We start from the raw sequence: 18410 nt of genomic DNA on the forward strand, positions 1-18410 counted from the left end.
TGGTTATGACCTAAATATTGCCGGCAGGCTGTACCTTCAATGCAGGCCGTTCAAGGTCGTTTTTAGTAAAGCCTTTTGCCGGTTTCCACATCGAAAGGCTCAGCAGGAGTAGGCCCAGCACCAGTAATATGATGATGGACGCGCCATGTTGTGTGAAGTTCTGTCGGATGTTCTGCATGTTCATACGCCTCGGTTTGTAGTACAAATATAAGCATATTTGCTATTTAATCTATAGTGTTAGTAGGGTTTGTGGAATAAATGTGCAATTAGCCGGCAGCGGGTTTACTATTGGGCCGCATATGCTCCCTTCAGTGGACGTGCATAGCTGTCATTTCGAGGCACGGCAGCAGCCATTCTCCACCTTCAACAAAAGGGCAACGAAATGGTAACGAAAGGGCAGATGGGGGTAAGGAAGGAGTTTTCCGGTAAATTAGCGTCAGTTTGGGTATATACATCCTCTATGCATCCTATATGCTCGTGCGCTGAAACCCTTGCTGGTGGTGAAGGGGCATATAGGAACCATATAGGATCCATATAGGATCTTTACACAATACCGCCAACATAGCGGACTTCGTTTAGGCAGTACGGATAAAGGGAGTGACCAAAGGACGCTAAGGGAAACTCTTAAGATGATATCAATAAAATGTTAGCTGTTATCCCTGAATATATTTTCGATCACTTCTTTTAGTTCTTTCGATTGCAATGGTTTTTGAGTAACCGCACTACCAGCGGATTGGCGTTGGTGCGGCTGATGTCGCCAAAATCCAGGGACGACGATACCATGATGATATAGCACTGTGACTTTATTTTCTGCGGGTACGAGTCGAAAGAGCGCAGGAACTCGAACCCGTCCATTTCCGGCATTTGTATATCCAGCAATATGACGGTAGGCGGAATATGTGGCAGTGTGATGTTGGACGAAAGGTATTCCAGGGCCTTGTTCGCGTTGCTGAACGAGAGCACAGTCCTGCTGATCTGCTGAAGGGTGATTAACCTTTCATGCAGCAACAAATCGATATCATTATCATCGATCAGGATGACGCGGAGGTCAGGAATCGAATTCATTTCTGTTAGGAATGGTTATTTCAAATTGAGTGCCTTCGCCATATCTGGAATCTACGGTAATGGTGCCGCCAATTTTCGTCAGGGCCTCTTTCACGATATATAAACCGATTCCGCTTCCAGGTTTGTTGTTATTCTTGGAACGGAAAAACATCTTGAAGATGTTATTCAGGTGCTCGCTCAGGATGCCAATACCATTGTCTTCGATGCGGATAGCGGCTTTATGCGGCTCAACTTTTACAATAAGGTTCACGGTCGGATTTTCCTCTTCGGGTTTCTGGTATTTTACCGCGTTGGAAATCAAGTTATTCAGGATCACGCTAATGCGGAATGTATCGCCTTTGAATTCTACTGGCTGATCTACTTCCACATTAAAATTAATAGCTGTGTTCTGGTGTTTGAAGGTGTCGGTACAATCCCTGATCAGGTTATTGAAGTCGATCTGCTCAAATTCCAGCTCCAGCCGGGAGTTACGGTAGTATTCTATTATTTTTTGTATGAACCCGTCCAGCCTCGTTACGCACATTTCGATCATGTTCATGTAGCCATTGGGGTCGGTTACGCTGTTATCGAGGCGCGAGAGGTTAATGATGCCGAGTACAGACATCAGGGGCGAGCGAAGGTCGTGCGACGTGGAATAGATAAAGCGGTTCAGCTCGTCGTTCGTTTTTTCCAGTTCTACTATCTTCTCTTTCAGCTGCTTGCGGGCTGAGTAAATTTCGTAAGCATTGTTGATGGTCCGGTGCAGTTCCTGCTCATCCCAGGGCTTCTTGATGTAGGAATAGATGTGACCTTTGTTGATGGCGTCAATAATGTCCTCAACATCGGTATAACCGGTGAGCAGTATGCGGATGGGGTCGGGCAGTACGGTCTTTATCTCGTTAAAAAATTCCACACCCGTGGTAGTGGGCATTTTTTGGTCGGCGATAATGATATGAACGTCTATCCCTTTCAATACCTGTTTGCCTTCGGCCGCGGAATTGGCTATGTAAATTTCATAGTTACGCCGGAAGCTCGCCATAAAGGCGTTCAGGTTATGAACCTCATCGTCGATATACAATATTCTGATACGATTGTTTTTCATCAAAGGGCTTGTTGAGACGAATGGTTCGAGATATTTAAAGGTAAATATATAATAAATTCTGCTCCTTTACCAGGTTGACTCTCTACTAAAATCTTACCGTTGTGCTTTTCAATGATGCTGAAAACAATGGAAAGTCCCAGTCCCGTGCCTTCTCCTACGTCTTTTGTCGTAAAAAACGGGTCGAATATCTTTTCTTTTACCTTATCGGTCATGCCTATACCGGAGTCTTTGATGCCAATACTCACCTGGTTGGCTTCTTTATGCAGCCTGGTTGTGATCGTCACGGATTCGTCGCCCTGTTCGGGCTTCATCTTAATGGCATTCAATGCGTTATTGATGATATTGAGGAAAACCTGGTTCAGTTTGCCGGCATAACATTCCACCTTTGGCAGTTCGCCGTAGTCGCGGATTACTTTTACATGTGGCGGAATGGTGTTACGCAGTAATACGAGCGTGGAATTGAGCCCTTCGTGGAGGTCTACCTGTTTCAGGTCGCTCTCATCCAGGCGGCTGAAAGTGCGCAGCCCGCGTACGATCTCAGCGGTACGGGCAGCGCCGTCCTCTATACCGGTAATAAGGGTATCGATCTCGTTATGCACGTAGTCGATATCAATTTCCTGTTTAAAACGCTGGATTTCCTGCAACGTCTGCGGCATCTTCTCCGGCGCCACCGTTTCCATGTTCGTACTTGCGCAGCAGTGATCTCAGGTCGGCAAAGTCGAGTTTCAGCGGTTTAATATTGGAGGTAACGAAGTTAATGGGGTTATTGATCTCGTGGGCAATGCCGGCCGTTAACTGACCGAGCGATGCCATCTTCTCGGCTTCCACCAGTTGGGTCTGGGCCGATTTCAGGTTGCTGAGCGCCTTGTTCAGTTCTTTATTGGAAGATTGCAGTTCTTCAGTACGTTCCTGCACCTTGGCTTCCAGTACGGCGTTCTGTTCTCTCACCAGCTGCTCGTTTTCCTGCGATACCTGCAGCGCCAGGGCGGCCGATTCTTCTTTTTCTTTCCGGTAGATGTTGATCTTGTTGGCCAGGGCAAAAGACAGCAGGGTAACTTCCGCCGCCGATCCCACCTGCAGGGCATAATAGGTAAAGTCGTTATATGGCAGCAGGTTAAAGTTGCGCATCACGAATATGATCACACTGGTCAGGAAAATGCCCCAGGCGATCAGGAAATACCTGGCCGGTTTAAACCCGGTCCGGTGCACTTTTACGCCTACAAAAATAGCGGTGAGGGAGCCTACCATCGCTACCGCCTGCACCCACACCTGCGCCACCATGTAAGCGTCCATGAACATCGGGATGAAACAAAGGATGTAAAACACGGTTACCGTGTGCAGTAATTTATGTCCGAGGGGATAACGCTCCCGCGAATGTAAAAACGATTGTATGAACAAGGCGGCGGTTATCCCGTTCAGGATAGGAATAAACACGGTATCGTGCCGTACCAGCCAGGTGTTATTGGGATACAGGAACCGGAACGTGTATCCCTGCTGCGATGCCTGTGTTAATCCCACGCACACGATATAGGCCACGTAAATGAGGTAGCTGCTGTCGCGCGTGGTCAGGAATATAAATAAATTATACAGCGCCATTACCAGGATGATGCCCAGGTAGATGCCGAATATAAAATTACGTTGGGTATTTTTCTGGTTGATGACCGTTTCGGTAGAAAGATAGATGGGGAGCTGCGCTTGTTCGTCTGCCTTTACAGAAAGATAGTAGTGGCGGGTTTCTCCATCGGGTATGTTGAGGCGGAATATATAGTTCTGGTGATTGAATTCTCTGTCGCTATAAGGTCTGCTGGTGCTCATTTCCTTTTTAACGAAGCCGCCACCGTGCTGTTGTTCGTAGAGTACTACCTGGTCCAGCGTGGGATATTCGAGTTCCAGCAGTAATGTTTCGCTGCCCGTACGGTTTTCTACGGAAAAGCGGGCCCAGTGTGTATAGGGGGTGATCATGAGGTTGGGTACGTCCTGGCCGGAGGCCCGGAACACCTTTTCCTGCACCTGTTCTATGGTGAGTTTGTTGGTGTGGTCTGCATAAAGTTCCAGCCACTTCCCGATTTTCATCAGTTTGGCATTGTCGGTAACCACGATGGGACCACTGGCGCTGGCAGTGCCGGCGGAGCAGACCACGAATAACAAAAAGAGGACAAGGCGCTTTAGCATCATATAAGGATAGGAACGAAATTTTAAAGACCGCTGTAAATTATGGATTTCTGCCAATATTGTTTCACAATACTGGCAGTACGTTGGCATGTTCAGAACAGGGCGGGGGATATCAGGCGTCTTTTTTATCGCTTACGGTGTCTTCCACTTTAGCGGCATCATCTTCATAGCTGCTTACATCCAGCTGGTAATATACTTCAAATATGCCTTTGGGACCGGTTTCTGTTCTTACCTGGTTAGGCTGCCTGCGCAGTTCGCGAATCAGTGTTTTTTCTGACTCATCGGCCGTTTGCAGTACATGCAGGTCGTTAATCACCATGGCGGTAGCAATGAAATCATCTTTCGGGTAATAGAAGGTGCCTTCATTTCCCAGCGAGGTATCGATGACCGCACCCACCCTGCGCGCCATGCGGGTGGTAATGGGAGCACACAATACGTGAACCCGGTCTACCGGCAGCTGCGTCATCAGCGCCACGCATACGCGGGAAAGGATCAGGCTACCAATACCCATGCCGGCAACCTCCTTGGAGTTCCACATGCCGCAAATTTCGGCGCTGCCCCGGTGTACGTCCGCATAAATCTTCGGATCGTATTTGCCGATAGCGGTTTCAATGGGTAAGGGTATCACGCCGTCTGCCAGCTGCACACGTGCGCCACCATAGGTTTTCTCCCCTGTTTCATCTTCCACTATCACTACGATGGTGTTTTTGTGTTGCAGCCAGTCAACATTGCCAGAAGTGATCTTGGCAATGCCGAAGTGAATTTCCAGTAGCTTAGTATGCCCTTCATAAAAGCGCATACAGGCTTCCGGGTCTTCTGGCGCAATAAAAGCTCTTACCTTGATCGTAAAACTCATTGGTTGCTCGTTTAATTATTAATGCGCGAGATGTTATTTGATTATCTGTTCGAAGTCTACATAGTATCTTCCCGAAGCGGTAAGCTGGCCTAAAAGGATCCGGCGCACGGTATCCGCAACCATTGCCCCTCCTAAAACGACAGAAGAGGCCAGTTGGGGCCATGTCGTAATGGTTTTTCCTATTTCAGCGAGTGATTGCTTCATCCTCGGCGACATATTATGCATGTCTACCATAGGACCAAGGATCGGTACTTTTTCCTCATTAGACAGGTTTTTCAGTGTTTTTACATCAATATCCGGGATAAGTCCGTGCATCATCGGGTATTCCGGGTCCAGTCGTACCGCTCAATATCCAGCATGCCCCGATCGTTCATTTCCATCACTACCGGCAGTTTCATGGCCTTGGCCTTAATGCGGCTGATAATTTTTATATCGATGCCGTCGCATTCTTCTATGAGCAGATCGGAGCCTCCGAGTATATCGTCGAGGTTGTCGTCGGTGGCGCCTTCGTTAAAGCAGGTGACTTTAATGAAGGGGTCCAGTTCTACTATTTCCCTGGCGGCAATCACCACTTTCGGGATGTTCAGGTTATGGATGCCCGTCCTGATCCGGTTCATGTTAGATAGTTCCAATGCATCGAAGTCTGCCAGGCGCAGTTCGCCGCACAGGCGCTCCATGACCGGGGTAAGGGCGATGGACTGCCCAACGGAAAGGCCGATGATCGCCAGTTTTTTTGTGGACAGCAGGTCGCGCTCTTCTTTGGTGATTTTCTGCATGTTACGGGCGGTGCGGAGTTCTATAAACTCGGCCTCGTCTACAATATGCACAACGCGGCGCGCCCAGGGATAATATACCCATACGCCATAGGCTTCGGTGGGTGTATCGCCGAGCTTGTCTGCCACCAGCGCGGTAATTTCCTCCGGTGTAAGTCTTTTGGTGGGATGTTGGATTTTAACCAGTTCCCTCAGTTGGACGTCCAATTCATCGTATACATGAATCTCCTCCTGCTGTTCGAGCAAGGTAATCAGGGCCTGTTTCTGTGCGGTATTCCCCAGGCGGTAAAATGCCGGGGTGTATCCAAGCTCTTGGTGTTTGTCTCTGTTGACGCGATTCTGGATCATCTTACTGCCTTGCGGCGCTTTTATCTTAATAATATGTTATGCTCTTACGTTTTACTAAATTGGGCTAATCTAACGCTCCCAGAATTATTCCAAAACTATTACTCTTTTCGATTTATCACCGCCTTATGAGCGGCCATTTATAATTTAAATATAAATGGTTAAAAAACGGAATGTATACCGCTCTTTATCACAGCGCAGTGTGTTAGCACTACGCGCTAAAATCTTAAGAATAAAATATTGGTGCGATAACCGCTGCGGCGTTAATCGCTGATGTTGTTGTATTAATTAATAAGAGCAAATCAAAGTCTTAACAATCACAAGAAGAGTAAACAAACGACCTATTATCGAATGCCCGGGGAAAGCGATCATCAGGTTTCAACTCCTGAGCACGGCTAATAACGCTCGTAACCTGCTGCTGAGGCAAGAAATGGTTAAAACAGTTGAAACAATTAGGTGTACTACTACCATAGGTTATGTAGTAGGCTTCACCAGGGACAAATAGCTTCATTGCTAAAATCGATTAAAAACTTAACTGCTACACAAGAATGATAAAGTAAAATAGCAATTAATTTCAAATTATACTATAATATTCTATTAGATTTCTTGTAATTATAACAATAAAAGCGAATATGGGTTAAATTCTTAGTGGGTTTAATCATGAATTAATTTATGATGCGTTTCGAATGATTGGTGTAAAATTTGTGCATAGAACTGCCTGATCCTTTAGATTTGTAATATCAACATGCTTTAATAGCCTTTAATATGGATAAAAGAGAATTTCTCAAAATTGCAGGTATTGCGGGCGCCGCTGCGGTGGTAAGTCCCAAAGGCTTATTTGCCCAGCCTGCCACGGGCGCCGCTATTCTTGATCAGAAAGCGCCTTTTACCCTGCCCGAGCTGCCCTACGCCTATGGCGCACTGGAGCCGAGCATCGATAAAATGACGATGGAGATCCACCACGATAAGCACCACGCCGCCTATGTGAAGAACCTGAACGACGCCCTGCCGGGTACGCCCTTCGCTTCTCTCAGCCTGGAGCAAATCCTCGCTAAGGTGACGGAAAAGGACAAAGCCATCCGCAACAATGGCGGTGGTCACTATAACCATAGCCTTTTCTGGACTATTCTCGGTGCGAAGCGCACTTCTCCCTCCGCTAAATTTGCGAAAGCGTTAGAAGCTTCGCTCGGCCCCTGGGAGCAGCTGCAGACCAAATTCAACGATGCCGCCAAAGGTGTTTTCGGCTCCGGCTGGGCATGGCTCATTGTGAAAAAGGATAAATCACTTGCCATCACATCTACGCCTAACCAGGACAATCCCCTCATGACACAGATCGTGAAAGAAGCGGGTACGCCTATCATGGGCCTCGACGTATGGGAACACGCTTACTACCTGAAGTACCAGAACAAGCGCCCTGACTACATTGCAGCCTTCTGGAACGTAGTAAACTGGGCGGAAGTAGAAAAACGCTACGAAGCGGCGATTAAGTAACCGCTTCGTTAAAATACAAAGCCCCCTGACGCGGAATGTGGCAGGGGGCTTTTTTATGTCGATATTTTAAAACTTGCGTTTAAAGAACACGAAGCCGTTCTTTTCACCGGTGAGCTCAGGCTCGGGTGGTGAATGTATTTGTCTTTATGATTGATGCGGCAGATGAAGTATACCGGTTTATCCATCGGCCCCGTGAGCAGCCACTCTTTATCATACTGGTGCGGATTGCTGTGCGGCTGTTTCCGGGAGTAAAACAGGTGCGCGTAGCTATGATAGTTCAGCGGATATACGTATACATCTTTACCTGCAAAGGATTTGAAGTATTCGATCGCTGCGTTCTGCGAGTACAATTCAACTTTTGGTACAAAGTGCGCCATGGTTACCTGTATCAATATCAGCGAACTGAAGAACAGGGTGAACAACGCCGGTTTGATTTTATTGCGCAGCAACAGCACGCCACCCACGATCACAGCTACGATGTAAAACAGTCCGAAGCCTGTTTCTGCAAAACTCGGGCACATCCGCTTCCAGGTTCGCACGGGCAAACTTATCGCCAATGTGCGGGATCAGTTCGGCTTTGTATAACCCTACCAGCGGCAGCAGGGCAATGAGCAGTCCGAGTAAGCAACCGATAAAGATCAGCAGGCCCACCTGCCATTTGCGCAAACTCAGTTTACCTTCGGCCAGGCGGTATACAAACAGCGCGGCCAGGAAACTCAGCGGGAAGTAGCAGAGTGACGAGTAGTGTACGATTTTGGTGGTAACGATCGAGAAGAGCAGGAGCACCACGAAAAACAGTATCCACATCCATCTTTTCAGATCTTTTAATTCTGTACCCTCGCTGGTATAGATCGATTTACCGCTGCGGCGGCCACGGATCCAGCCCAGTAAAAATATGCTTGCAGGGAAACAGCCGACCAGCAACACGATCCAGTGGTAAAAAAACGAACCGCCATGACCCGCATCCGGGGTGCTGAACAGGCGTACCTGGTAAACGAGGAACTCGTTCACGAACCACCAGCCGTGCGAAATAATCTCGTAACCGAACCACAGGGCGGGGATCAGCGCTGCAAATACAGTGATCAGCAGCAGGTGTATCCATTTAATTCCAATGCGGAATTTATTGAGTATCCAGTAGGAGAGGAGGCACAGCACGCAGATGATGATCGCGGCCGGCCCTTTCGTAAGTACCGCGAGTCCGAGCATGGCGCCGCTCAGGATAGCCATACGTAAAGGCTTGCCGCTCCAGTTGATTCGGTAGGCAAAATATACAGAAAGGAAAATGAACAGGTTAAAAGTGGGATCAATGATGCCCGACTTAAAATAGAAATGGGGCAGCCAGGACCCTGCGTACACAAGCGTCCACCACCAGGCAAACTTTTCGTCGACCAGCTTTTTGCCGATAGCAAAGAAGCTGAGCAGGGTAGCGATACCTACCATAGCGTTGGGAAAGCGGGCAGCGAATTCATTTACGCCAAAGGCTTTCATGCTCAGCACCTGCAGCCAGATAAACAATGGCGGCTTTTCCCAGAAGGGGCGGAAGTCGATCTGCACCTGGGTGTAGTTACCAGTGGCAATCATTTCCCGGGCAGCCTCGGCAAAATTGATTTCGTCCCAGTCAAACAGATGTACTGCGCCCAAGAAAGGAATGAAAAGCAAAGCGGCCACCAGGGCAATCAACAGGTACTTCATGAAGGATTCGTATTTAAAAAAGCGTTAGGCCGTTGCGTTGAGCGTGCCGGTCGGAATGCCCGGTGCCTGGTTGCTGATACAGCCGGAACTCGGAGTTCTTCCTTTTATTAATTCGAAGGCGGTAAATATGGCCAGGCAGCTGCCTGTTCCGATAATACTGCCAATGTAAACATCCTCAAAAAAGTGCTGGGCCAGGTAGATGCGTGACCAGGCCGCTGTTAACGCCAGTACGAAGGCTACGGCTGCCAGCGTTTTGTTACGCAGCGCCAGTGCCAGGAAGCAGAACATGCCAAAGGCGGTGGCGGTGTGTCCGGACGGGAAGCTTAGCGATTTGTGCACCCGTACCCGTGGATACGGTGTGAATCAGACTCGTGTCCTCAAAATACGCCATCGGGCGCGGAGCACCCATATGGTGTTTGATCAGCTGCACGATCAGTGCAACCATCAGCAGGGTAAGTCCTCCCATCAGGAACAGTTTCCATTTGCGCATCACCAGCAATACGGCCAGCAGGATGCCAAATGCCCAGCCATCGCCCAGCCAGGTGAAAACCGAAAAGAAGTAATCTCCAATGGGCGCATGCGCCTGGTTGATCCCTAAAAATAGTTCCTCTTTCGTAAAGAACATCATTTGCAATGTGCCGCCAATGGCCAGCCAGAGCATAAAGGGCAGGAAGAAATATGAGTTTTCCCGCACCAGTGTTACCAGTGTTTTCAAGGTAGAGCGTTTTTCAGTTGTAGGTTGTAGGTTTTTGCTCGTACGCCTCTAAGTCAATCTCTAAAGTCTATTCTTCTATTTTAAGCTGTCGTTTACTGTTATAAATTTTTTTGATCTTTTGCCATGAACGGAAATAGAATTCCTTGTTGAATAACTGGGAATCGTTCATTGCCTTGTATACAAGGAACGCGGCAATCGGCATCAGTACTATATTGGAAAGCCACATACCGCTCCAGGTCATCATCACACCACCGCGGGCCATTTTCTCCCCAATCATAAAGAAAATATTGAATACCACAAAGAAAATCACCGCAAATACAAGAGGGGTACCCAATCCGCCTTTGCGGATAATGGAGCCCAGCGGCGCACCAATGAGGAACAATACTACACAGGCAAAGGCCAGGGTAAACTTACGCTGCCACTCTACTTTGTGCAACAGCACCTTGCCATGTTGTTCTTTAAACTCTGATGCCAGCGAACCAATGTTCGTCTGCGCCTCGCGGATACTCTGTTCTGCCCTGTCCAGTGTATAACGCCGATCTTTCTCCGGTATTATCTGCATGAAGCTGTCGGCTTTCAAAGCGGGTGGCTTTTCCATCCAGCCGGTATCTTTCCAGCGGTAAAAGCCATATCGTGAACTTACATAAGCGTTTACCCTTTGCTGGTAGCCCTTTTCCACTTTTTGCAGGGAGTCGATGGCTATGTCCAGCTGCCGTACATTCAGCATCTGCTGGTTATCCTTAAAGTTCTCTTCGTCCGTACTGTTAAGTGCGAACTCGCTGAGGTCAAATGCTTTCTTGTATCGCTTAAAACCCTGGCGCACCAGCTGGTTTTTTTCTGTGGACGTGCCATTACTGCGCTCCTCGTACCGCCAGCCATTTTCCAGGATGAAGTACAGGAAGCGTTTATCGTCCGAAATCTGCATCACGCCTTTTTCGGCCATGGTGAGGTTGTCGTACCCGCCACCACCATTCTGGTCGTAGATCATTACCTGGTGAATGGTTTTATTGTCGGGGTCCTTGCTGGCTACCTTAATCGTATAACCGTTGATTTCCGTATAAAACACACCGGGCTTGATGTTAAAGGCTGGTTTGGAATTGGTGATGCGCCACAGCAATGATTTGGATTTGAGGTTGGCGACCGGAATCACATAATTCGAAAACAGGAAGGCGAACAGGGCGATGCCCATACATACGATGAGCAGGGGGCGGATAAAACGCAGCAGGGAAATGCCGGCCGATTTGATCGCTACCAGTTCAAAACTCTCGCCCAGGTTACCGAAGGTCATGATGGAAGACAGGAGTACCGCCAGCGGGAGGGCCAGTGGTACGAGACTGGTGGTGGTGTACAGCAGCAGCTGTAAGATCACCGTGGTTTCCAGGCCTTTACCTACCAGGTCGTCGATGTATTTCCAGAGAAATTGCATGATCAGCACGAACAGCGTTACAAAAAATGTAGCGATGAACGGGCCCAGGAAGGCTTTTATGATCAGTTTGTCGAGTTTCTTCACCAGTCTGTTTATGTTTGGGCGGTGGCATGAAAGCCGGCCGCAATAGGCTATTTTTGCGATCACAAAGTTAACACGAATCCTCCAAGGAGCGTGTACAGAAAGCTAAAATACCGTTAATTTATTTCGGACAAAACTATGGAGCAATTTGGGTTAACACCGCAGGAGCGGAATATCGTCACCAATGCTGATTGGATTTTTCAGAAACTGGTTATTACGGACAAGGTGTATACGATGTTTGGTGCGCTGCACGAGCGGCTGGCGGCGCATCCGTGCACGGCCTCCTTTCCGTTTCCGGAGGGCTGCCTGCAACGGGGCGCTAAAATATCCAAAGGAGAGCGTTACCGCGATCTGCCGTATGTGATACTCGACTATCCGCGGAGTTTCGCCGGGCATAGCATCTTCGCATTCCGCACCATGTTCTGGTGGGGACGTTTTTTCAGCTGTACGCTGCATTTAGCGGGGGATGAAAAGATAAAGTACGAGAAAAGTCTGCTCGCAGCCAGGGAATTGCTGGCGGCTAACGGGTTTTTCATCTGCGTAAACGAAAGTCCGTGGGAGCACCATTTTGAAGAAGATAATTACCGGCCTGTAGGGGAACTACCTTTACAGGTATGGGAAAATAACATTCTCGGGCGGCCTTTTGTGAAGTTCGCAAAACGTTATGAACTCGATTTGTGGGAAAACTTATTACCAGGCGCGGAGAACGATTATACAACGCTGCTGGGCCTGCTGGATGAGTGGTCGTAGTCAGGTTAAAATCAGTTGCCGATGCGGTGGAAAAGGTCTTTAATCTGGTAATCCCATAGCTGGCTCTGGTCCGCTACTTCCTTCTTTTCTGCAAAATCCTTGATGATCAGAATTGTCTGGTTGGTAACGTCCGAGATGCGGATGCGGAACTCAAAAAATTCTTCTTTGGGGGCATGCAGCCAGTGTAAACGGATGAACTCTTCTTCCTCCTGCTCCAATACTTCCGCTTCTTCTGCAGAACCATTCCAGGAGAAGGAAAAACATTATCCCTGAAATCTACTTTGTCCGCGAACCATTCACGGAGACCAGCGGGGGTCGATAGAAATTCATATAAGATACTTGGAGAGCACCGTACCGGATATTCTAACTCATATTGCACTTTCTTTGACATTGCTCGGATTTATTAAAAGATCAAATTCATCTATGTTGCAATTATAGAAAAATATTTAGTCTATCAAAATTATTTTTGAATTTTTTTAAGATAATAAGTCACTCATTTTCACTGCGAATTTATCACCTGATATTACCCTTTTCTCTTATAGTTAAAGATTTCTAAACGCGATAAACGGAGTATATACACTTAATCCGTAAATTGCGTGTAGTAAGCAATGTTGACCAATCCCCTCCTTTACTGTAAACGAATTCAGCCGTGCGTTTGCAGAAAAAACAAGCTTCAATCGATTTTGATTGAAAAAGGTCTAAAGAGACAATATTTTTTTGGGTGACGTCTAAAAAAGTTATTTTTGTTCAGCATTCTTCTAAAGTTAACATTTTATTAACCTGTAACTGTTCCGTTTGCTATGTCAATGCGCCAACTAAAAATCACCAAATCTATTACCAACAGGGAGTCCCAGTCGCTGGAGAAATATCTTCAGGAGATTGGTAAAGTAGATTTAATTACACCCGAAGAGGAGGTGAACCTGGCGATCCGCATCAAACAGGGCGACCAGCGGGCTTTAGAGAAACTGACCAAAGCTAACCTGCGTTTCGTTGTATCCGTTGCCAAACAGTATCAGAACCAGGGGCTGTCCCTCTCCGATCTGATTAACGAAGGCAACCTCGGCCTTATCAAAGCCGCACAGCGCTTCGACGAAACCCGCGGTTTTAAATTCATTTCTTACGCTGTATGGTGGATTCGCCAGTCGATTCTCCAGGCTCTGGCAGAGCAATCCCGCATTGTACGTTTACCGCTGAACAAAGTTGGTCTTTCCAACAAAATCAGTAAGGCATATTCTCAACTCGAACAGGAATTTGAACGCGAGCCGTCTCCGGACGAACTGGCTACTATCCTGGAAATCAATACAGAAGAAGTAGAAGCCACGCTCGGCGTTGCCGCCCGTCACGTATCTATGGATGCGCCTTTCATTGATGGTGAAGACAACTCCCTGCTGGACGTACTCGAAAATCCGAATGCCTCCAGCGCCGATGAGGAACTGGACCACCACGACTCTCTCCGCCGCGAAATTGAGCGCTCACTGTCTACGCTTACCGATCGTCAGAAAGACGTGATTATCCTGTACTTCGGTATTGCTGTAGAGCATCCGATGTCACTGGAAGATATCGGCGAAAAGTTTGGCCTTACCCGTGAAAGGGTGCGCCAGATTAAAGACAAGGCAATCACTAAACTGCGTACTACTTCCCGCAGCAAACTGCTGAGAAATTACCTTGGCAGCTGATAAGCGGTACCACAATTGCATTTTCTTTCTGAAAAAACATATTTTTGCAGACCTTATAATGGTGAATATCCTGATATTCACCATTTTTCATTAATACCGGTGCTGCCGCCAAACCGGCAGCCTTACAATAAAACCACAAACAATGTTCGAATCATTATCGGAGAGGCTGGACTCGGCGTTTAAACAGCTAAAAGGTGAAGGACGCATTTCCGAGATCAACGTAGCAGCCACTGTGAAAGAGATCCGCCGCGCCCTTGTGGATGCGGACGTGAACTTTAAAATAGCCAAGGATTTTACCGACAGGGTAAAGGAAAAGGCACAGGGCGAAAAGGTACTTACTTCCATTTCCCCGGCCAGCTGATGGTGAAAATTGTGAAGGACGAGCTGGTGGAGCTGATGGGCGCTACCGAAGTGGAACTGGAGCTGAAGGCAAATCCTACCGTGATCCTGATCGCAGGTTTGCAGGGTTCTGGTAAAACCACCTTCTCGGGTAAACTCGCCAACTTCCTCAAAACAAAAAAGAATAAGAAACCCCTGCTGGTTGCGGCGGATATTTACCGCCCGGCGGCGATCGACCAGCTGAAAGTGCTCGGCGGTCAGATTGGGGTGGAAGTATACTCCGAACCGGAGAATAAAAATGCGGTGCAGATTGCGGAAAATGCGATCAAAGAAGCCAAATCGAAAGGGTACAATGTCGTTATCATCGATACCGCCGGCCGTTTGGCCGTGGATGAGGTGATGATGGCCGAGGTAGCAAATGTGAAAGCGGCTGTTGCCCCGCACGAAATCCTGTTCGTGGTAGACTCCATGACCGGTCAGGATGCCGTTAACACCGCCAAAGCGTTTAATGAACGCCTCGACTTCTCCGGCGTAGTGCTTACCAAACTTGATGGTGATACCCGCGGTGGTGCGGCGCTGACCATCAAATACACCGTACAGAAGCCCATCAAGTTCGTGAGCATGGGCGAAAAGCTGGATACCCTCGACGTGTTCTATCCCGAACGTATGGCGCAGCGTATCCCGGGCATGGGTGATATTACCACCCTCGTGGAAAGGGCGCAGGCACAGTTCGACGAGGAGCAGGCGAAGAAACTTGAGAAAAAGATCCGTCAGAATAAATTTGATTTCGACGACTTTAAAGAGCAGCTCGGCCAGATCAAAAAAATGGGTAGCCTAAAAGACCTGCTGGGTATGATCCCCGGTTTAGGCAAGGCGGTAAAGGACCGGACATCAGCGACGATGCTTTTAAGGGCATCGAGGCGATGATTAACTCCATGACACCGGCAGAGCGCGCCGATCCGGACCTGATCGAAGGCAGCCGCCGCAAACGTATTGCGAAAGGCGCCGGTAAAGATATACAGGACGTAAACCAGTTCATGAAGCAGTTTGAGCAGATGCGCCAGATGATGAAAATGATGAACAAAATGCCAGGGGGCGGAAAAGGCTTCAAAGGCATGGGAATGGGACGTTAAGAACGGCCTGAACAGAAATGAACAGGATAATTTTGTAAAAATGGCGATTGTATTTTGGGAAATATTAATTTTCAACTTACATTTGCTGCCCGATAGAAACAATATTTGTTCACTCGCAAAAAATAATTCGACTTATTTATGCCAGTAAAGATCCGTTTACAGAGACATGGCGCAAAAAAGAGACCTTTTACTTCATCGTAGTAGCCGATGCGCGTGCGCCACGCGACGGTAGTTCATCCAGAAAATTGGAACTTACAATCCGCTGACTGTTCCTGCTTCCATCAACATCGACACAGAGAAAGCGCTGCGTTGGTTGCAGAAAGGTGCTCAACCTACAGATACCGTTAGAAGAATCCTTTCTTTCAAAGGTGTACTGTACCTGAAACACCTCCTGCGTGGTGTGAAACTGGGCCTGTTCGACGAGCCTACTGCTTACAAAAAATTCGAGCAATGGCAGGCTGATCACGAGCAGAAAGTTTCTGCACGTCGCGAAAGCCAGAAGAAAGCAAGAGTTGCTGCTCCTGTTGTAAGGAAAGTAGAAGAAGCACCTGCTGCTCCTGCTGAGCCAGCTGCTGAAGGCGAAGCTGAAGCTTAGTTTTTACAGATAACATATTACAAAAAGGGAGGTTTGCTCGCAAATTCTCCCTTTTGCTTTTTGGCGACCGCCGTTTTATGAGTAATTATTTCAGCATAGGTAAAATATCTGCCGTTTTTGGACTCGAAGGCGAGGTAATCCTTAAACACAGCCTCGGGAAAAGAACTTTCCTGAAGGGAGTGGAGGTGTTATTCCTGGAAGAACGTAAGGATAGTTTTATTCCTTATTTCCTGGAAAAAGCCAAACCGAAGGACCATGAAAACGTGTATGTGAAGCTGGAGGGGGTAAATACCCCGAAGCGGCACGTAAAATACTGCAGCGGGGTGTTTACCTGTCGGATGTTGATTTTAAAGCGCAAACGGCCTCCTCGGCCCCTTTGTCGTTATTGGGTTTTAACGTCCGGGATGCACATGAAGGCGCGCTGGGAGTGATAGAAGAGATCATCGAACTGCCTATGCAGGTATTGGCGAGGATCACTTTGGACGGTAAAGAGGTGTTACTGCCTATTAACGACCAAACCCTGCGGAAGGTCGATAAAAAAGAGCAGACCGTTCACTGGACCTGCCCGAAGGTTTGCTGGACATTTATAAATAGCAGATTATGCGAATAGATATCATCAGCGTGCTGCCCGAACTGCTGGAAAGCCCGTTTTCACATTCCATTCTGAAGAGAGCGAAGGCAAAGGGCCTGCTGGAAATAAACGTGCATCATCTGCGCCAGTATTCTACTTTTAAGCATAACCAGGTAGACGATTACCAATTTGGCGGCGGCGCCGGCATGGTAATGATGATGGAGCCGCTGGTAAACGCTATCGAGGATCTGCAAAAGCAGGTGACCTATGACGAGGTGATTTACCTGACACCAGATGGTAAGACGCTGGACCAGCGCATGGCCAACACCTTATCACTGAAAGGCAACCTGCTCATGATCTGCGGCCACTACAAAGGCATCGACGAACGTTTCCGGGAGCATTTTGTGACCATGGAGATCTCCATAGGCGACTTTGTACTGTCGGGCGGCGAATTGGCCGCTGCAGTGCTGGTGGATGCCATTGGGCGGCTGTTGCCCGGCGTGCTGAACGACGAAACCTCCGCCCTGTTCGACTCTTTCCAGGATAACCTGCTCGCCCCGCCGGTATATACCCGTCCCGATGACTTCCGGGGCTGGAAGGTACCGGAGGTATTATTGAGCGGCGATCACCGGAAGATAGATGAGTGGCGGCATGAGGAAGCATTGAAAAGGACGAAGGAACGTCGTCCAGACCTACTAAAAAAACATTAATAACCAATGGATTATAAGGGTAAGAAGAAAAAAGTGGGAAATTTCTCGCAAAAATATCACCGGTTGTGAATATTGTTTCTTACCTTTGCCGTCCTTAAATAATTGAAAGATGAACGCAATTTCTTTTGTTCACGAGCAGCTGACTGCCAAAAAACAATTTCCGAAGTTTAAAGCCGGTGACAACGTTACCGTTAACTATAAAATCGTTGAAGGTACCAAAGAACGTATCCAGTCATTCAAAGGAGACGTGGTGAAGATTCAGGGTACAGGCTTTACAGCTTCCTTCACTGTTAGAAAGATTTCTGACGGTATCGGTGTTGAAAGAACTTTGCCTTTGTATTCACCCAACATTGACTCTATCGTACTGAACAAAGTAGGTAAAGTTAGAAGGGCTCGCCTGTTCTACCTGCGTGAGCGCGCTGGTAAAGCTGCCCGTATTAAAGAGAAAAGGGTTTAGTATATATACAGGGAAAATTAGTGATAACGGGAGCCCGTTGGGTTCCCGTTCTTTTATGTCCGGCGCTGTCGTAAGGCAGCGTTCTGCGTTTCTTAAATTAGACTTAAAGTGCGTGCATAAACTCGGAAAAACCGATTTAATGTCTATCTTTGTTAGCTAACGTTATAAATCTGAGAAAATGACTTCAATAGTTGCAAAAACACCGCTTTTACTGTTCCAGGACCTGGGTATGACTGAGATTCTGCTGATCGCACTGGTAGTACTGCTGATGTTTGGCGGTAAGAAAATCCCTGAACTGATGCGTGGTCTGGGTAAAGGTATCCGTGAATTCAACGATGCGAAAAACAACGTTCGCAACGAGATCCAGGATGGCATGAAAGAGCCTTCTAACACAACTTCTGAGCAGAAGTAATTTTTAAATATTCCTCCCCGGAGTTTTTCTTTTTGCAAATCTCCCATTGTAGATTTTAACTGATTTGGGT

Annotated in this window: 25 protein-coding genes and 1 pseudogene; 12 read left to right on the top strand and 14 right to left on the bottom strand. The window is 47.7% G+C overall.

Annotated features, from left to right (window positions below):
• Positions 1-10: 10 nt before the first annotated feature.
• From MKQ70_RS31640 to MKQ70_RS31675, 8 genes are all read right to left on the bottom strand, one after another.
• Entirely contained in the window at positions 11-184 is a 174-nt protein-coding gene (locus MKQ70_RS31640) for a hypothetical protein (RefSeq protein WP_248078667.1), read from the bottom strand.
• A gap of 500 nt (positions 185-684) precedes the next feature.
• Positions 685-1065 carry a response regulator gene (locus tag MKQ70_RS31645; protein WP_248078668.1) on the bottom strand — a complete coding sequence of 127 codons (381 nt, stop codon included), beginning with the start codon at positions 1063-1065 and terminating at the stop codon, positions 685-687.
• Positions 1049-2146, bottom strand: a complete 1098-nt coding sequence (locus MKQ70_RS31650; protein WP_248078670.1) for a sensor histidine kinase — start codon at positions 2144-2146, stop codon at positions 1049-1051. The genes MKQ70_RS31645 and MKQ70_RS31650 overlap by 17 nt, the downstream gene beginning before the upstream one ends.
• The gene (locus MKQ70_RS31655) at positions 2146-2817 is read right to left on the bottom strand and encodes a sensor histidine kinase (protein WP_248078672.1); all 672 of its coding nucleotides are present in this window, start codon (positions 2815-2817) and stop codon (positions 2146-2148) included. The genes MKQ70_RS31650 and MKQ70_RS31655 overlap by 1 nt, the downstream gene beginning before the upstream one ends.
• Positions 2768-4285 carry a 7TM diverse intracellular signaling domain-containing protein gene (locus tag MKQ70_RS31660; RefSeq protein ID WP_248081780.1) on the bottom strand — a complete coding sequence of 506 codons (1518 nt, stop codon included), beginning with the start codon at positions 4283-4285 and terminating at the stop codon, positions 2768-2770. The genes MKQ70_RS31655 and MKQ70_RS31660 overlap by 50 nt, the downstream gene beginning before the upstream one ends.
• A gap of 145 nt (positions 4286-4430) precedes the next feature.
• Positions 4431-5174: a hypothetical protein gene (locus MKQ70_RS31665; RefSeq protein ID WP_248078674.1), complete on the bottom strand. Its 744-nt coding sequence runs from the start codon at positions 5172-5174 to the stop codon at positions 4431-4433.
• Positions 5175-5207: 33 nt separating this feature from the next.
• Entirely contained in the window at positions 5208-5492 is a 285-nt protein-coding gene (locus MKQ70_RS31670) for a hypothetical protein (protein WP_248078677.1), read from the bottom strand.
• Complete coding sequence (locus MKQ70_RS31675) at positions 5489-6295, bottom strand: ThiF family adenylyltransferase (RefSeq protein WP_248078680.1); 807 nt, start codon at positions 6293-6295, stop codon at positions 5489-5491. The genes MKQ70_RS31670 and MKQ70_RS31675 overlap by 4 nt, the downstream gene beginning before the upstream one ends.
• 762 nt (positions 6296-7057) lie before the next feature.
• Here MKQ70_RS31675 and MKQ70_RS31680 point away from each other — a divergent pair.
• Positions 7058-7783, top strand: coding sequence for a superoxide dismutase (locus tag MKQ70_RS31680; RefSeq protein ID WP_248078683.1), 726 nt, complete (start codon positions 7058-7060; stop codon positions 7781-7783).
• 53 nt (positions 7784-7836) lie between these two features.
• On the opposite strand, the gene MKQ70_RS31685 is transcribed toward MKQ70_RS31680, so the two are convergent.
• From MKQ70_RS31685 to MKQ70_RS31705, 5 genes are all read right to left on the bottom strand, one after another.
• Positions 7837-8253 (bottom strand): hypothetical protein, encoded by a 417-nt coding sequence (locus MKQ70_RS31685; RefSeq protein ID WP_248078685.1) that lies wholly within the window; start codon positions 8251-8253, stop codon positions 7837-7839.
• Positions 8219-9475: an ArnT family glycosyltransferase gene (locus MKQ70_RS31690; protein WP_248078688.1), complete on the bottom strand. Its 1257-nt coding sequence runs from the start codon at positions 9473-9475 to the stop codon at positions 8219-8221. The genes MKQ70_RS31685 and MKQ70_RS31690 overlap by 35 nt, the downstream gene beginning before the upstream one ends.
• 24 nt (positions 9476-9499) lie before the next feature.
• Positions 9500-9763: a phosphatase PAP2 family protein gene (locus MKQ70_RS31695; protein ID WP_248078691.1), complete on the bottom strand. Its 264-nt coding sequence runs from the start codon at positions 9761-9763 to the stop codon at positions 9500-9502.
• A complete protein-coding gene (locus MKQ70_RS31700; protein ID WP_248078694.1) occupies positions 9732-10190 on the bottom strand; it encodes a phosphatase PAP2 family protein in 459 nt (152 codons plus the stop codon). The genes MKQ70_RS31695 and MKQ70_RS31700 overlap by 32 nt, the downstream gene beginning before the upstream one ends.
• Before the next feature lie 67 nt (positions 10191-10257).
• On the bottom strand, positions 10258-11700 hold the full coding sequence (locus MKQ70_RS31705; RefSeq protein WP_248078697.1) for an LptF/LptG family permease: 1443 nt from the start codon (positions 11698-11700) through the stop codon (positions 10258-10260).
• A gap of 135 nt (positions 11701-11835) precedes the next feature.
• Between MKQ70_RS31705 and MKQ70_RS31710 the strand changes: the two genes are divergently transcribed.
• The gene (locus tag MKQ70_RS31710; protein ID WP_248078699.1) at positions 11836-12447 is read left to right on the top strand and encodes a hypothetical protein; all 612 of its coding nucleotides are present in this window, start codon (positions 11836-11838) and stop codon (positions 12445-12447) included.
• Between the two features lie 11 nt (positions 12448-12458).
• Here MKQ70_RS31710 and MKQ70_RS42960 read toward each other — a convergent pair.
• Positions 12459-12838 (bottom strand): annotated as a pseudogene (locus MKQ70_RS42960) (START-like domain-containing protein).
• 415 nt (positions 12839-13253) lie between these two features.
• Here MKQ70_RS42960 and MKQ70_RS31725 point away from each other — a divergent pair.
• The 10 genes from MKQ70_RS31725 to MKQ70_RS31765 all read left to right on the top strand — a co-directional run bounded on the left by MKQ70_RS31725 (position 13254) and on the right by MKQ70_RS31765 (position 18340).
• Positions 13254-14123 (top strand): sigma-70 family RNA polymerase sigma factor, encoded by an 870-nt coding sequence (locus MKQ70_RS31725; RefSeq protein ID WP_248078705.1) that lies wholly within the window; start codon positions 13254-13256, stop codon positions 14121-14123.
• Positions 14124-14265: 142 nt separating this feature from the next.
• A complete protein-coding gene (locus MKQ70_RS43520; protein ID WP_248078708.1) occupies positions 14266-14484 on the top strand; it encodes a signal recognition particle receptor subunit alpha in 219 nt (72 codons plus the stop codon).
• On the top strand, positions 14484-15389 hold the full coding sequence (locus tag MKQ70_RS31735; protein WP_282456903.1) for a signal recognition particle protein: 906 nt from the start codon (positions 14484-14486) through the stop codon (positions 15387-15389). Before MKQ70_RS43520 ends, MKQ70_RS31735 begins: the two co-directional genes overlap by 1 nt.
• Positions 15386-15595: a hypothetical protein gene (locus MKQ70_RS43525; RefSeq protein ID WP_282456904.1), complete on the top strand. Its 210-nt coding sequence runs from the start codon at positions 15386-15388 to the stop codon at positions 15593-15595. The genes MKQ70_RS31735 and MKQ70_RS43525 overlap by 4 nt, the downstream gene beginning before the upstream one ends.
• A gap of 313 nt (positions 15596-15908) precedes the next feature.
• On the top strand, positions 15909-16190 hold the full coding sequence (locus tag MKQ70_RS40235; protein ID WP_282456905.1) for a hypothetical protein: 282 nt from the start codon (positions 15909-15911) through the stop codon (positions 16188-16190).
• A gap of 77 nt (positions 16191-16267) precedes the next feature.
• The gene (locus tag MKQ70_RS31745) at positions 16268-16621 is read left to right on the top strand and encodes a ribosome maturation factor RimM (protein WP_248078711.1); all 354 of its coding nucleotides are present in this window, start codon (positions 16268-16270) and stop codon (positions 16619-16621) included.
• Positions 16618-16800 carry a ribosome maturation factor RimM gene (locus tag MKQ70_RS31750; protein WP_248078724.1) on the top strand — a complete coding sequence of 61 codons (183 nt, stop codon included), beginning with the start codon at positions 16618-16620 and terminating at the stop codon, positions 16798-16800. The genes MKQ70_RS31745 and MKQ70_RS31750 overlap by 4 nt, the downstream gene beginning before the upstream one ends.
• Positions 16791-17471, top strand: a complete 681-nt coding sequence (gene trmD / locus MKQ70_RS31755) for a tRNA (guanosine(37)-N1)-methyltransferase TrmD (RefSeq protein ID WP_248078727.1) — start codon at positions 16791-16793, stop codon at positions 17469-17471. The genes MKQ70_RS31750 and trmD overlap by 10 nt, the downstream gene beginning before the upstream one ends.
• 109 nt (positions 17472-17580) lie before the next feature.
• Positions 17581-17928, top strand: a complete 348-nt coding sequence (gene rplS / locus MKQ70_RS31760) for a 50S ribosomal protein L19 (protein WP_248078730.1) — start codon at positions 17581-17583, stop codon at positions 17926-17928.
• A gap of 178 nt (positions 17929-18106) precedes the next feature.
• Positions 18107-18340, top strand: coding sequence for a Sec-independent protein translocase subunit TatA/TatB (locus MKQ70_RS31765; protein ID WP_248078732.1), 234 nt, complete (start codon positions 18107-18109; stop codon positions 18338-18340).
• Positions 18341-18410 lie beyond the last annotated feature (70 nt).

Origin of the sequence: Chitinophaga sedimenti (assembly GCF_023156195.1) — a bacterium.
In the GTDB taxonomy this organism is placed as follows: domain Bacteria; phylum Bacteroidota; class Bacteroidia; order Chitinophagales; family Chitinophagaceae; genus Chitinophaga; species Chitinophaga sedimenti.

Bases quoted from the DNA above. Each gene is read 5' to 3' on its own strand.
- MKQ70_RS31640 (WP_248078667.1), bottom strand. From the start codon at position 184: ATGAACATGCAGAACATCCGACAGAACTTCACACAACATGGCGCGTCC.
- MKQ70_RS31645 (WP_248078668.1), bottom strand. From the start codon at position 1,065: ATGAATTCGATTCCTGACCTCCGCGTCATCCTGATCGATGATAATGAT.
- MKQ70_RS31650 (WP_248078670.1), bottom strand. From the start codon at position 2,146: ATGAAAAACAATCGTATCAGAATATTGTATATCGACGATGAGGTTCAT.
- MKQ70_RS31665 (WP_248078674.1), bottom strand. From the start codon at position 5,174: ATGAGTTTTACGATCAAGGTAAGAGCTTTTATTGCGCCAGAAGACCCG.
- MKQ70_RS31670 (WP_248078677.1), bottom strand. From the start codon at position 5,492: ATGATGCACGGACTTATCCCGGATATTGATGTAAAAACACTGAAAAAC.
- MKQ70_RS31675 (WP_248078680.1), bottom strand. From the start codon at position 6,295: ATGATCCAGAATCGCGTCAACAGAGACAAACACCAAGAGCTTGGATAC.
- MKQ70_RS31680 (WP_248078683.1), top strand. From the start codon at position 7,058: ATGGATAAAAGAGAATTTCTCAAAATTGCAGGTATTGCGGGCGCCGCT.
- MKQ70_RS31690 (WP_248078688.1), bottom strand. From the start codon at position 9,475: ATGAAGTACCTGTTGATTGCCCTGGTGGCCGCTTTGCTTTTCATTCCT.
- MKQ70_RS31695 (WP_248078691.1), bottom strand. From the start codon at position 9,763: ATGTTCTGCTTCCTGGCACTGGCGCTGCGTAACAAAACGCTGGCAGCC.
- MKQ70_RS31710 (WP_248078699.1), top strand. From the start codon at position 11,836: ATGGAGCAATTTGGGTTAACACCGCAGGAGCGGAATATCGTCACCAAT.
- MKQ70_RS31725 (WP_248078705.1), top strand. From the start codon at position 13,254: ATGCGCCAACTAAAAATCACCAAATCTATTACCAACAGGGAGTCCCAG.
- MKQ70_RS43520 (WP_248078708.1), top strand. From the start codon at position 14,266: ATGTTCGAATCATTATCGGAGAGGCTGGACTCGGCGTTTAAACAGCTA.
- MKQ70_RS31735 (WP_282456903.1), top strand. From the start codon at position 14,484: ATGGTGAAAATTGTGAAGGACGAGCTGGTGGAGCTGATGGGCGCTACC.
- MKQ70_RS43525 (WP_282456904.1), top strand. From the start codon at position 15,386: ATGATTAACTCCATGACACCGGCAGAGCGCGCCGATCCGGACCTGATC.
- MKQ70_RS31745 (WP_248078711.1), top strand. From the start codon at position 16,268: ATGAGTAATTATTTCAGCATAGGTAAAATATCTGCCGTTTTTGGACTC.
- trmD (WP_248078727.1), top strand. From the start codon at position 16,791: ATGCGAATAGATATCATCAGCGTGCTGCCCGAACTGCTGGAAAGCCCG.
- rplS (WP_248078730.1), top strand. From the start codon at position 17,581: ATGAACGCAATTTCTTTTGTTCACGAGCAGCTGACTGCCAAAAAACAA.
- MKQ70_RS31765 (WP_248078732.1), top strand. From the start codon at position 18,107: ATGACTTCAATAGTTGCAAAAACACCGCTTTTACTGTTCCAGGACCTG.